We start from the raw sequence: 13,616 nt of genomic DNA, 5'->3' as shown, positions 1-13,616 counted from the left end.
ACATGAAACCACGCGCGCTCGAATTCTCGCTGACCCCGACCGACAACCAGCGCCTGGCCAATCTGTGCGGCGCGCTGGACGAGAACATCCGCCAGATCGAAGCTGCTTTTGATGTCGCCATCGCGCGCCGCGGCGAGCACTTCACACTGCGCGGCGAACCGCCGCAGATGCAGCGCGCCGCCCAGGCGCTGCGCCGCTTCTACGAGCAGGCCAGCGAGCCGCTGGATGTCGGCCGCATCCAGCTCGGCGTGATCGAGCAGAACAATCTCGATCAGGGTCTGCAAGCGCCCACCGCCCTGCTCACCCGCAAGGGCGATCTGCACGGCCGTACGCCGCGCCAGATCGACTACATCCGCAACATCCAGAACCACGACATCACCTTCGGCATCGGCCCGGCCGGCACCGGCAAGACCTATCTGGCGGTGGCCTGCGCGGTGGATGCCTTCGAGCGCCAGCAAGTCGAGCGCATCGTGCTGACGCGGCCGGCGGTCGAAGCCGGCGAGCGCCTGGGCTTTTTGCCCGGCGATCTGTCGCAGAAGGTCGACCCCTATCTGCGCCCGCTCTACGACGCGCTCTACGAGCTGATGGGTTTTGACCGCGTAGCCAAGCTCTTCGAGCGCCAGTGCATCGAGGTCGCACCGCTGGCCTTCATGCGCGGCCGCACCCTCAACAACTCATTCATCATCCTCGACGAGGCGCAGAACACCACGCCCGAGCAGATGAAGATGTTCCTCACACGCATCGGCATTGGCGCCCGTGCCGTGGTCACCGGCGACCTCACCCAGGTCGACCTGCCGCGTGGCCACAAGAGCGGCCTGCTCGACGCGGTGAAAAAGCTCGGCGATGTGCGCGGCATTGCCTACACCCAGTTCCTCAAGGAAGACGTGGTGCGCCATCCGCTGGTGGCGCGCATTGTCGAAGCCTACGAAAAAGCCTCGCTGCACGAAGAAGCCGACAAGGGGAGCGAGCGCACATGAAAGCGATGATCCTCGCCGCCGGCCGTGGCGAGCGCATGCGCCCGCTGACCGACCACACGCCCAAGCCCCTGCTCTGCGTGGGCGGCAAGCCGCTGATCGTCTGGCACATCGAAAAGCTGGCCGCCGCCGGCGTGCGCGAGCTGGTGATCAACCACGCCCACCTCGGCGCGCTGATCGAAGAGAGCCTGCGCGACGGCCAGCGCTGGGGTGTGCACATCGACTACTCGGCCGAAGCGGAAGCACTGGAGACCGCCGGCGGCATCGCCACCGCGCAGCCCCTGCTCGGTGATGCGCCCTTCCTGGTGATCAGTGGCGATGTGTGGTGCGCGCTGGACTATGCCCGCTTCATCGCCCGCGGCCTCGCCCGCATCACCCAGGGCGCGCACGCCCACCTCGCCATGGTCAGCAATCCGGCGCATCACAGCGGCGGCGATTTCGGCCTCGATGCAGACGGCCGCCTGATCATCGGTGGCGACAGCCGCCTGACCTACAGCGGCATCGGCATGTTCCGCAGCGAATTCTTCGCCGGCGTCGCGCCGCAGCAGAAGCTCGCCCTGCGGCCGCTGCTCGATGCGGCGATTGCCGCGCGCCGCGTCAGCGGCGAACACTACAGCGGCCGCTGGACCGATGTCGGCACGCCCGAGCGCCTCGCCGAACTGGATGCCGCGCTAAAATCAATCCCGCTTCCCACCTGAGTTCACATCATGCCCAGCCCTGACGCACGTACCCTCGCCGCCTTTGCGCAACGCCGCAGCCGCCTTGCCGAACGCGTCGCAGCGGCAGGCGGCGGCGTGATCATCGTGCCGACTGCGCCGGAACGCCGACGCAATCGCGACACCGAATACGCCTTCCGCTTCGACAGCTACTTCCACTACCTGAGCGGCTTCACCGAACCCGAAGCGGTGCTGGTGATGATCGTTGGCGAAAGTACGCAAAGCCTGCTGTTCTGCCGCAGCAAGAACCTCGAACGCGAAATCTGGGACGGCTTCCGCTACGGCCCCGAAGCCGCCTGCGAAGCTTTCGGTTTCGACGGCGCGCACAGCATCGACGACTTCGCCCAGAAGCTGCCCGAACTGCTCGGCGACAAGCCGGCGCTGTGGTACGCCATGGGCTACGACGCGCATTGGGACAAGCGCATCCTCGACGCCCTCAACCAGGTGCGTGGCATGACGCGGCTGGGCGTCGGCGCGCCCGGCGACATCCGCGATGTGCGCGTGCTGCTCGACGAGCTGCGCCTCATCAAGGACGCGGTCGAGATCGACACCATGCGCCGCGCCGCGCAGATCAGCGGCATCGCGCATCGCCGCGCCATGCGCGCCACGCGCCCGGGCAGCCATGAATACGAGATCGAGGCCGCGCTGCTCTATGAATTCCGCCGCCACGGCAGCCAGTCGGTCGCCTACAACTCCATCGTCGCTGGCGGGGCCAATGCCTGCGTGCTGCACTACGTCAGCAACGACGCCCAGCTTAAAGATGGCGATCTGCTGCTGATCGACGCCGGCTGCGAGCTCGATGGCTACGCTTCGGACATCACCCGCACCTTCCCGGTGAGCGGCCGCTTCAGCGCCGCCCAGCGTGACGTTTATGAACTGGTGCTGGCTGCCCAGGCCGCCTCACTGGCCAACGCCCAACCTGGCAATACCTACGACACCACGCACGACGCCGCCGTCAAAGTGCTGGCGCAAGGCATGCTCGATCTGGGCCTGCTCAGCGGCAGCCTCGACGAAGTGCTGGAAACCGCCAGCTACCGCCGCTTCTACATGCACCGCACCGGCCACTGGCTGGGGCTGGACGTACATGACGCCGGCGAATACAAGATCAAGGGCGCCTGGCGCCCGCTGCAGCCGGGCATGGTGCTCACCGTCGAACCCGGTTGCTACATCCGCCCCGCCGAGGACGTGCCCGAAGCCTTCTGGAACATCGGCATCCGCATCGAGGACGATGTGCTGATCACCGCCGAAGGCCACGAGATCCTGACCCTCGACACCCCGAAATCGATCACCGACATCGAACTGCTGATGTCAGACGTGAGCGAACGGGGCTGAGCATGGCTGAAACCGCTGTGCTGATCATCGGCGCCGGCCCGCTGGGGCTGGCCGCCGCCCTGCGCCTGGCCGCCCAAGGCCAGCAGGTGCGCGTGCTCGATGCGCGCCTGGCCGACGAAGCGCATGCCGACTCGCGCATCCTCGCCCTCTCGCACGGCAGCCGCCAGCTGCTCGAAACCCTCGGCGCCTGGCCGGCCGAACATGCCACGTCCATCGAAACCATCCACGTCTCGCAGCGCGGCGCGCTTGGCCGCACTGCGCTGAACACGCGCGACTACGGCCTGCCCGCGCTCGGTTATGTCCTGCCCGCCGGCGCCCTGGTCCGCGCGCTGACCCAGGCGGCCAGCCAAGCCGGCATCCGCATCGACTACGACAGCCGCGTCGAAGCCCACAATGCCACCGCGCAGGCGATCACGCTCCGCTGCAGCAACCGCGCTGGCGAAGCGCGCACACTGAGCGCCCAACTGGCGGTGTATTGCGAAGGCCGCATTGACGACGACGCCGGCAGCCTCAGCCGCGATTACGACCAGCACGCCCTGCTGCTGCGCGCCACACCCGAGCACGCGCACGGTCACGTCGCCTGGGAACGCTTCACGCCGGACGGCCCGATTGCCCTGCTGCCGCTGGGCCGCGACTACGCCGTGGTGTGGACGCTCGCGCCAGCGCAGCTGGCCGCCACCAAGGCGCTGCCCGAGGCCGAGCTGATCGCCCGCCTGCACAGCGCCTTCGGCAAGGACATGCGTTTCACCCGGATCAGCGAACGCAGCAGCTACCCGCTGGGCCTGCGCATCCGCCGCTCGCCCATCGAATCTCGCGTGGTGTGGCTCGGCAATTCGGCGCAGACCCTGCACCCGGTCGCCGGCCAGGGCTTCAACCTCGGCCTGCGCGACGTTTGGGAACTCGCCGAGAGCCTGCGCGGCCAGCAGCACGACGCCGGCACCGCCAGCGCGCTGCGCGCCTACGCCCGCCGCCGCAGCGCCGACCGCTGGGGCGCCGCCGCCTTCACGCACAGCCTGGTGCAGATCTTCTCCAACGACAACCCGCTGCTCACCCACGCCCGCGGCGCCGGCCTGCTCGCCCTCGACCTCTTCCCGCCGCTACGCCACTTCGTCGCCAAGCGGATGATCTTCGGGGCGCGGGCTTGGCCGTGATGAGGGGCTAGGGGCTAGGGGCTAGGGGCTAGGGGCTAGGGTTTGAACTGGCCTCACACATGGGTTCCTGAAAATGAAAATTTCTCAAACTGAAGCCTTTCAGTAGAAACGGGTGCTCGCTTAACCCCCCCTATCCTTTGCCCCAAGCATTTACACCGTACGCCTCGCCAATGTCACTGCATGCGCAAAATCTTCGCAAGATTCTGAACAACAATGAATGGTTCATGGATGTCCTGCGCGCGGCGCGCACGCTGGAGTTGGCGCAGTGGTGCATCGGCGCGGGAGTGATCCGCAATCTGGTGTGGGACAGCTTGCACGGCAAGACACAACCCTCGCATCTGGCGGATGTCGATCTGGCTTATTTCGATGCCAGTGATCTGAGCAGCGAACGCGATGCCCGGCTGCAGGCACAACTGACTGCGCTGCGCCCCGACATTCCCTGGGAAGTCACCAATCAGGCCGGCGTGCATCGCTGGTTCGAGCAGTATTTCGGTCACCCGGTCGAGCCGCTGCGCTCGCTGACGGAGAGCGTTGCCAGCTGGCCCGAATACGCAACGGCGGTCGCGGTGTGGCTGGACCACGACGAGCATCTGCATGTCATCGCCCCGCACGGCCTCGACGATCTGCTGCAGATGCGCATCCGCCGCAATCCCACGCGGGTCAGCCTGGAAACTTACCGCCAACGCGTGGCCGAAAAGAATTATCCTGCGCGCTGGCCGAACGTCAGCGTCGAAACGCTTTAACACCCAAACTCCCCACTCCCCACTCCCCACTCCCCACTCCCCACTCCCGACTCCCGCCTCCCCACTCCCGCCACAATGAACCTCCACCTCCTCCGCATCTTCGCCACCGTCGTCGAGCACAAGAGTTTCTCGCGTGCGGCGGAAGCGCTGGAGGTCAGCCAGCCGGCGGTGTCGAAGGCGGTGCGCGAGCTGGAGTCGCAGCTGGATGTGGTGCTGCTCGATCGCGGTGGGCGCAGCTTCCAGGTCTCGGAGCCGGGGCGAGTGCTCTACGAGTACGCGCAGGGCATTTTCGCGATGGAGCGCGCGGCGGTCGATGCGGTGCAATCTTTCTACGCGATGGAGCGCGGCACACTGACCATCGGCGCCAGCACGACGATTGCGACTTACTGGCTGCCGCCCTTTGTCGCCGAATTCTCGCGTGACAATCCGGGCGTCAATGTGCGCTTGCTCTCGGGCAACACCCAGGCGGTGGCGCAATGGCTGCTCGATTGCGCGGTGGATGTCGCCCTGGTCGAAGGCCCGGTGGTCGATGAGCGCCTGGAGTCGCGCGTCTGGCGCCACGAGCACATGGTGATCGTCGCGCCGCAAAGCACGGCAGCCGGCGACAAGACCATCGCGCCGAGTTCGCTGTCGGGCGAGACCTGGATTTTGCGCGAGCCCGGTTCGGGCAGCCGTGAGGTGGTCGAGCGCGAATTGCTGCGGCTGGCCATCGAGCCTTCGCGCACCTTTGAAGTCGGCAACAACGAGGCCATCGTGCAGAGCGTGGCCGCCGGTCTGGGCCTCGGCATGGTGCCGCGGGTCTGCGCCGCCGACCAGCTGGCCCTGGGCAAGGTGCGCGCCCTGAGCCTTGAAGGCGGCGAACTGAGCCGCGAGCTCTACCGCCTGCGCCTGCCGCGCCGGCCGATCAGCCAGGCCGCCCTCGCCTTCGAGGCCATGATTGCTTAAACGCCGCCTGCATCCGCTGTACCGCGCCGTGCTGGCGGGCCTCAGCCTGTGCCTGTTCAGCCTGGGTGCCCAGGCCGCGCTGCCCGAGGCTGTTGCCCAGCCGCTCAAGGCGGCCGGCATTCCTGCGGCGCACGTCGCCCTCTGGGTCGCGCCAGCCTCTGGTGGTGCGCCCAGCCTGCAGCACAATGTCGACGCGGCCTTCAATCCGGCTTCGGTGATGAAACTGCTCACCAGCAGCGCGGCGCTCGAAGTGCTGGGGCCGAGCTTCAGCTGGAGCACCGAGGCCTTCGTGCAAGGCGAGCTGCGCGATGGCGTCCTCAATGGCCGGCTGATCCTGCGCGGCGGCGGCGATCCGGCACTCAGCTGGGAGCGCTTCGATGCCTTCCTGCGCGAGCTGCGCGGACGCGGCCTGCGCGAGATTCGCGGCGATGTGCTGATCGACCGCAGCCTGTTCGCCCCGGCATCACGCGAGGACTTTGACGACCAGCCCGACCGCGCCTACAACGCCATGCCCGACGCGCTGCTGGTGAATTTCAAGGCGCTCAGCCTGCGCCTGATCCCGACCGCGCCGAAGCAGCTGATCAGCGCCAGCAGCATGCTGCCCTTTGCGCCGCTGCAGATCGACAACACCCTGCTCGCCACGCCCGGCGCCTGCAATGACTGGCGCGCCGGCATCCGCAGCGAATTCAGCAGCCAGGGCGAACAGCTGCGCCTCAAGCTCAGCGGCAGCATGCCCGCCAGCTGCGGCGAACGCGTGCTCAATCTGGCCATGCACGACGGGCTGCGCATGACTGCCAGCGTATTCCGCGCGTTGTGGGCCGAACTCGGCGGCAGCCTCACCGGCAGCGTGCGCGAAGCGGGCCCGGCCGAAGCCGTGCCGCCCGAGCAGCCGCCCTTTGCCAGCTGGCGCTCGCCCAGCCTGGGTGAAGTGCTGCGCGACATGAACAAGTATTCCAATAACGTGATGGCGCGCCATCTCTTCCTCAGCCTCGGCCGCAACGACAGCCGCCAGCCGCTGACGACACAGCTGGGCGAGCAGCGCCTGCGCGACTGGCTGGCCAGCCGCCAGCTGAACCTGCCGGGCCTGGTGCTGGAGAACGGTTCCGGCCTGTCGCGCCGCGAACGCATCTCGGCCGCCGGACTGGGAAATCTGCTGCAAAGCATGTGGCTGAGCCCCTACATGCCCGAGCTGCTGGCCTCGCTGCCGATTGCCGGGGAAGACGGCACCGCGCGGCGGCGCTTCGGCAAGCAGCCGGTGAGCGGCTTTGCGCGCCTGAAAACCGGCTCGCTCAACGATGTGATGAGCACCGCCGGCTATGTGCTCGACAGCAAGGGACAGTGGCAGGCGGTGGTGCTGATGATCAATGACGCGCGCGCCGAGCAGGCCGAAGCGGCGACGATTGCGGCCATCAACTACGTCTTCCAGCCGGCCGCGAGCAGCGCACGCTAAGTACCGGCTAGGCCGTTGCCGTTGCGCCCCTGGCCGTATCGCAGATTGACTGGATCAGTGCTTTTCGCTCCTCATCACTGAGCTGGCTGTCCGTCGCCAGGCGAATGACGGCTTCGATATCGACCTGATCAATCTGCGCAGCCATCATGTAGCGGTCGGCATAGACATGACAGATGCCTGACCTCAGGAACAGCTCAAACAGATCCGCATCGAGGTGCGCGTCGCGCACCATGTTGGCCATGATCAGCAAGGAGTCGGAGAGCGTCTTGGGCGCTTTGTAGGGGCGATCTGCTGCAGTCAGCGCTTCGAACACATCGGCAATGGCCATGACGCGCGCCGCCACGCTCATCTCCTCACGCTTGAGCCCTCTGGGGTAACCGCGACCATCCATGCGCTCGTGGTGCCCTCCCGCAATCTCGGGAACCTGCCGCAAATGTTTCGGGAAGGGCATATGTTCGAGCATGACAATGGTTTGAACAATGTGGTCATTGATGATGAAGCGCTCTTCCTCGGTCAGCGTGCCACGACTGATCGACAAGTTGTAGAGCTCGCCACGGTTGAACTTGTAGGCCGGCACCTTGATGCGGAAGCCATGCTCGGCGTAGTGGTGCATATCTTCTTCAGGCATCCGCTCGACAAGATGCTCGGGCTTGTCGGCGAGCACCGACTCCACCGCGGGCAAGGCGCGTGGTGGCACCTTCTCCAGGCGGCGCAGCTCATCACGTGACAGGCCCAAACGATCATCGAGTGTCCGCATCCATGCGCGCTGCGCGATAGCGCGCAAACGCGCTACCTTGTCCTCACCGAGGAATTCACCGCCGACATTGCATTCTGCGACGAACGCAAAATCGGTATCGATGGCTTGCCATTTGGCCTGCAACTCCGCCCATGCGGCCTCGTCAGAAGTCCCCTGCGAACGGCTTCGCCAGTAGTGGATTTCGGCGTCGCGCTTGAGCACCTCGAAGCGCGTACGGATCTCGTGAATGCGGTTGCAGACAGTTTCCAGCTTGGTGGCCTTGTCGACGACGTACTCAGGCGTTGTGACTTTGCCACAGTCGTGCAGCCAGGCGCCGACGTGCACCGCCTCCCAATCTTCATCACTGAGCCGGAACTCGGCAAACGGCCCCTGCTGAGCATCATGGGCGGCACGCACCAGCAGCTTGGTCAGTTCCGGCACACGCTGACAATGACCGCCGGTATAAGGGCTCTGCGCATCGATGGCACCCGCCACCAGCTGGATCATCGCTTCGAGCAAGTTCTTCTGATCTTCGATGAGATGACGGGTCTCGATAGCCACTGCAGCTGTTGACGCCAAAGCCTCGACGAAAGCGAGCCGCGAGTCGCCCTGCCCGTGCGGCAACGCGCGCTCCGGCAGTTCCAGGGTCAGCACACCAATGAGCGTGTCGCCAAGCGTCTTCAGGGGGACCGCCACAAGTTCGGGCGCAGCTTCGCTGGCGCGCGCCGTGACACTGCGACGAGCCTGGATGACCCGGTAGCCCGGATGCTGCGCTTGGGTTTGATCGTTCAGCAGCAGCGGATAGATGTCGTCCAGCGAGTCGACGTTGTCACCGAAGCGCAACATCCTGGTCAGGCCTTCCGACGGTTCATCGACAAGATAAAGCGCGCCCGAGATCGCCTGCGCCGTTTCCGCCACGTCGTTGAGCACCTCTTGCAGCAAACGCTCCAAGCGAGTCTCGGAATTCAGCGCAGCACTGACTTCCAGAAAGCGCGCGATGGTGGATTTCATTTGCTGTGTCGCCTTGGCCAGCAGGTCGACTTCGGAAATACGTGAAGAATGCATTTCGCGTGTTGAAAAATCGAATCCCGCGACACGCTTGGTGTCTTCGGCAAGCTGGCGCAATGGCAAGGTTATTCTGCGCACGACCCAGATGCCCGCCACAATCGAAGCCGCCAACAAAGCCAAGGCAATGATCAACTGTCGACGCAACAATTGGCGCGCTTCGTGAAACAACTCGTCATGTGGCACGGCGATCAGCACACGCAGCGCCTTGCCCTCGGCACGCAAGGGCACGGGCGCTGAGATGACTTCCCAGTCCTTACCCTCGGCCTTCTTGTGTGCCCGTTGCACTCCGGCGCCAGACAAGGCACTCGCCGCAACGATAGGCGGCACCCCCGCCTCCTCGACCTGGCGCAGATGCGCCTCGCCATTCTCATCAACGCTGTAAGTTGGCTCTCCGTTATCGCGTGCCAGCAGGCGATTGCGTGAATCGACTACGGCGACATGCGAACTCGCCGTGATGCGCAGATCCGTGAGCTGGGCGTCAATATCGCGCAAAGTCACATCAAGGCCGAACACGGCGCCCTCGCTCGAACGTTTTGCCAAGGTGGTGCCGACAGCACGCGTGGTGAAGTACACGTACGGGTCGATGATGACCGACTCCTTGCTGGCAGCAGCCTCGCGATACCATGGCCGCTCGCGCGGATCGAAAGTGTAATTGTCGCGCTTCTGTTGTTTGATCAGCCGATTACGTTGGTCATAGAAACGGTACTCGCCTTGCATCTTTCCGCCCACAAGGGTCTGCGTCTGGACCAGCAGATGAGCCTCCTGTGGCGCACGAAACACGCGGCGAACAGTGGCATCACGCAAGCGACGGAAGAGGATGAATTCACCATTCGGGTAGCCCACATACACAGCGTCGAGCAAGGCGTTGGCAGACAGAATCGACTGCGCCGTCGGCAACTCGGCAAGACGCTCGGCAAGGCTGTCTGCGCGCGCCAGATTCTGATGGGACAACAGATCCAGCTGACCTTCAGCAGGGTCAAGCATCTGCCTGACCTGCGTCTTCATCATGATCGCAATATGCTGGACAGACTCATCGACCGACGACAGCAGAATCTTGCGCGTATCCGAATAGGCTTGCCATGCAAGCAGTGCGGCGAGCGTCAGCAATACCAGGCTAGAACCTGTTGCAGCCAAGACATGCAAGGGGATTTTAAAGCGCATCTTGCGCGTTAATGGTGCTCGCTCCAGCGACATACAGCACTCCTTTCTTGCGAGCTGCCTATCGAAAACAGCCACCAACAACAATCAGGCCATGGCATGCCGCTTATCGCGATCAGTCGATTCAATCGCCTGGGCATACTCAGTGCAGAACAGCTGACGCAACACGCATCCTGCAAGGATGCAGATCATGACAGACGATGCGTCACCTCAGCTGACATCATCCAGCTCGTTTGCAAAGCGCGCCTTCAAATCAGCCGACAGCAGATCATCATGCGCCGATGTCATAATTGCATCAATATCAACCGAGTCCAACTGACTCGGTGCCAAAAACTTTTCGGCATAATCCCGCCACACACCGGCGCGCAGGAAGAGTTCGAACAGATCCGGGTCAAGATGCTGTTCGCGCACCATGTGGGCCATGATCAGCAGGGATTCGGAGAGCGTCTTGGCCGCCTTGTAGGGGCGGTCGGCCGCGGTCAGTGCTTCGAACACATCGGCAATCGCCATGATGCGCGCCGGCACGCTCATCTGCTCGCGCACCAGACCGCGCGGATAGCCACGCCCGTCCATGCGCTCGTGATGGCCGCCGGCAATCTCCGGCACGCTGCGCAGGTGACGCGGGAAGGGCAGGCGCTGCAGCATGATGATGGTCTGCGCGATGTGATCATTGACGATGAAGCGCTCCTCATCGGTCAACGTGCCGCGCTGGATGCCCAGGTTGTAGAGCTCGCCACGGTTGAACTTGTAACGCGGCACGATGCTGGCAAAGCCCCAGCTGCTGCGGTCGGCAATGCGTTCGCCGGGCAGCCAGCGCAGCAGGTGTTCGGGCTTGTCGGCGAGCAGGCTCTCGGCCGCCGGCGTGGCACGCACCGGCACCTCCTGCAGATTGCGCAGTTCTTCGCGTGACAGGCCCAGGCGGTCGTCAAAGGTACGCATCCAGGTCCGTGCACCGATCTGCCGCAGGCGCGCGATCTTGTCCTGATCGAGCGACTCGCTGCCCAGATTGCAGGCGGCGACGAAGCTGAAGTCCTCATCCAGGCTGCGCCAGCGCTGTTGCAGCTCGGCCCACGCCAGATCGTCCGGCGTGCCCTGCGAACGGCTGCGCCAGTAGTGGATCTCGGCATCGCGCTTGAGCACCTCGAAGCGCGTGCGGATCTCGTGGATGCGGTTATAGGTCGTCTCCAGCTTGGTGGCTTTGTCGACCACCGCCTCGGGCGTGGTGATCTTGCCGCAGTCATGCAGCCAGGCGCCAACGTGCACCGCTTCCCAGTCTTCCTCGCTCAGCGTGAAGTCGCGATACGGACCGCTGCGCGCCTCGTGCGCGGCGCGGGCGAGCATCTTGGTCAGCTCGGGCACGCGCTGACAGTGGCTGCCGGTGTAGGGGCTCTTGGCATCGATGGCGCCAGCGAGGAGCTGGATCAGCGCTTCGAGCAGATTCTTTTGGCTGTCGACGAGGTGGCGCGTTTCGATGGCGACCGCCGCCGTCGAAGACAGCGCTTCGATGAAGGCAAGCTTGGCATCGCGCCCGCCGCTGTGTTTGGCGTCGATCTCGCTGGGCAGTTCGAGCACCAGCACGCCGACGAATTCCTTGCCGAGGTTTTCCAGCGGCACAGCCACCAGCTCTTGCTCGCTACCCGTCTCGACACCGACCACGCTGTGGCGATCCTGCAGGGCGCGCACCGCAGGATGCGTGGCAAAGCGCTCGGCGCTGAGCTCAGCAGGATGGCTGGCACGCGCCTGCGGCGAGCTCAGCTGCTGGGCGCGGCGAAGCTTGCCGCTATCGACTTCGTAGAGATACAGCGCGCCTGAACGCGCCTGCACCGACTCGGCGACGTCGCCCAGCACCACATCAAGCAGACGTTCGAGGCGCTTCTCGGAGTTGAGTGCGGCGCTGACATCGAGAAAACGCGCCATCGTCGCCTTCATCTGCTGGGTCGCCCGCGCCAGCAGCTCAACCTCGGCAATCATCGAGGCGCGCGGCTTGCTCGGCGCAAAATTGAAGGCAGCCAGGCGGCTGGTTTCCTCGGTCAGCGCACGCAACGGGGCACTGATCTGACGCGTGATCCACACCCCAGCGGGAATCGAGGCAAGGATCAGCAACAAGGTCACCAGCAGCTGCTGACCGAGCAGCTTGCGCGCATCGCGGAACAGTTCTTCATGGGGAATGGCCATCAGCACACGCAGCGGCTTATTCTGCGAACGCATCTGCAGCGGCACCGAGACCAGCTCCCAATCCTGCTGCGCGACCTTGCGATGCAGGCGCCCCAGCTCGCCCTTGGGCAGCTCGGCCGCTGCGGCCAGCGCGGGGATCTCGACATCGCGCACCTCAGGCGCACTCAGGTCGCCGTCGCGCCCGTAGAGTTCGCTGAGGCTGCCGCGATCGCGCACCAGCAGGCGGTTGTTGTTGTCGGTAATCACCACGCGGGCGCCCGGCGTAATGCGCAGCTCGGCGATCTCGCGCGCCAGCACGTCGATGGTCAGGTCGAGACCGATGACAACGCCTTCGCGCTTGGCATGCCGCGCCAGGGTGGTGCCGACCGAGCGCGTGGTGAAGAACACGTAGGGATCGACCAGCACCGAGTCTTGCCGCGTCAGCGCCGCACGATACCAGGGCCGCGTACGCGCATCGAACACGTAGTCTTCACGGCGCGTCTGGCGCAGCAGTGCGCCATGCGCATCGTAGTAACGGAATTCGCCACGCAACTGCCCATCGGCTTGCGGCGTCTGGGTCTGGACGAAGAGCTCGCTCTCGGCCGGCGCACGGAACACGCGGCGCACATTCGGATCACGCAAGGCGCGGAACAGCACGAAGCCGCCATCGGGATAGGCGACGTAGAGCGCGTCGAGCAGCGGATTCGAGAGCAGGGCTGCGCGCGCCGTCGGCAAGGCAGCCAGGCGTTGCTCCAGAGTATTGGCTTCGACGACCTCGTGCTCGGCCAGCAGGGTAATCTGGCTTTCAGCCGGTTCGAGGATGCCGCGCACGCGGTCCTTGAGCACCATCGACAGATGGCGCGTCGATTCATCGACCGAGGAGAGCAGCACCTCGCGCGTGCCGGCATAGGCATGCCAGGCCAGCAACAGGGCGATCGTCGTCAGGATGACGGTGGCCCCGCCCGCCGCAAGAAGCTGCAAGGGGATACTGCGACGCGGCTTGAGAAATTGCGGCAAGAACATGGCTTGCTCCGCATGGAGAGGATGCAGAGCGCATTAGAACATGTCGCCGCGTTTGGCAAAATGAGAAATAGTGCGCAGTTTCTGCCGCAAGCCGCGGTCAAGACCGCGCCTGCCTTGCAGCATTTATGACACCATCGCCCAGCCAGACGGCGCCGGCCGTACCTGT

General features: G+C 64.9%; 9 protein-coding genes. 7 read left to right on the top strand and 2 right to left on the bottom strand.

Translation table 11 applies throughout. The annotated features are described in order from the left end of the window. Positions 1-2: 2 nt before the first annotated feature. The 7 genes from ABDB84_RS07215 to dacB all read left to right on the top strand — a co-directional run bounded on the left by ABDB84_RS07215 (position 3) and on the right by dacB (position 7,311). Entirely contained in the window at positions 3-977 is a 975-nt protein-coding gene (locus ABDB84_RS07215) for a PhoH family protein (RefSeq protein ID WP_345919035.1), read from the top strand. Then, a complete protein-coding gene (gene murU / locus ABDB84_RS07210) occupies positions 974-1,672 on the top strand; it encodes an N-acetylmuramate alpha-1-phosphate uridylyltransferase MurU (protein ID WP_345919034.1) in 699 nt (232 codons plus the stop codon). The genes ABDB84_RS07215 and murU overlap by 4 nt, the downstream gene beginning before the upstream one ends. A 9-nt stretch (positions 1,673-1,681) precedes the next feature. Beyond that, positions 1,682-3,022, top strand: coding sequence for an aminopeptidase P N-terminal domain-containing protein (locus tag ABDB84_RS07205; protein WP_345919033.1), 1,341 nt, complete (start codon positions 1,682-1,684; stop codon positions 3,020-3,022). Positions 3,023-3,024: 2 nt separating this feature from the next. Next, positions 3,025-4,173 carry an FAD-dependent monooxygenase gene (locus tag ABDB84_RS07200; protein WP_345919032.1) on the top strand — a complete coding sequence of 383 codons (1,149 nt, stop codon included), beginning with the start codon at positions 3,025-3,027 and terminating at the stop codon, positions 4,171-4,173. 224 nt (positions 4,174-4,397) lie between these two features. Continuing rightward, positions 4,398-4,916, top strand: coding sequence for a nucleotidyltransferase family protein (locus tag ABDB84_RS07195; protein WP_345919031.1), 519 nt, complete (start codon positions 4,398-4,400; stop codon positions 4,914-4,916). A gap of 75 nt (positions 4,917-4,991) precedes the next feature. Further along, positions 4,992-5,861, top strand: a complete 870-nt coding sequence (locus tag ABDB84_RS07190) for a LysR substrate-binding domain-containing protein (RefSeq protein ID WP_345919030.1) — start codon at positions 4,992-4,994, stop codon at positions 5,859-5,861. After that, complete coding sequence (gene dacB / locus ABDB84_RS07185; RefSeq protein ID WP_345919029.1) at positions 5,854-7,311, top strand: D-alanyl-D-alanine carboxypeptidase/D-alanyl-D-alanine endopeptidase; 1,458 nt, start codon at positions 5,854-5,856, stop codon at positions 7,309-7,311. Before ABDB84_RS07190 ends, dacB begins: the two co-directional genes overlap by 8 nt. A 7-nt stretch (positions 7,312-7,318) precedes the next feature. Here dacB and ABDB84_RS07180 read toward each other — a convergent pair whose 3' ends face one another. Together ABDB84_RS07180 and ABDB84_RS07175 are read right to left on the bottom strand one after the other, a co-directional pair. Next, on the bottom strand, positions 7,319-10,351 hold the full coding sequence (locus ABDB84_RS07180; protein WP_345919028.1) for an HD domain-containing phosphohydrolase: 3,033 nt from the start codon (positions 10,349-10,351) through the stop codon (positions 7,319-7,321). Positions 10,352-10,483: 132 nt separating this feature from the next. Continuing rightward, complete coding sequence (locus ABDB84_RS07175; protein WP_345919027.1) at positions 10,484-13,450, bottom strand: HD domain-containing phosphohydrolase; 2,967 nt, start codon at positions 13,448-13,450, stop codon at positions 10,484-10,486. Between the last annotated feature and the right edge of the window lie 166 nt (positions 13,451-13,616).

The sequence above is a fragment of the Uliginosibacterium sediminicola genome (assembly GCF_039631295.1).
In the GTDB taxonomy this organism is placed as follows: Bacteria; Pseudomonadota; Gammaproteobacteria; order Burkholderiales; family Rhodocyclaceae; genus Viridibacterium; species Viridibacterium sediminicola.
This window is presented reverse-complemented; position numbering and strand designations above follow the sequence as displayed.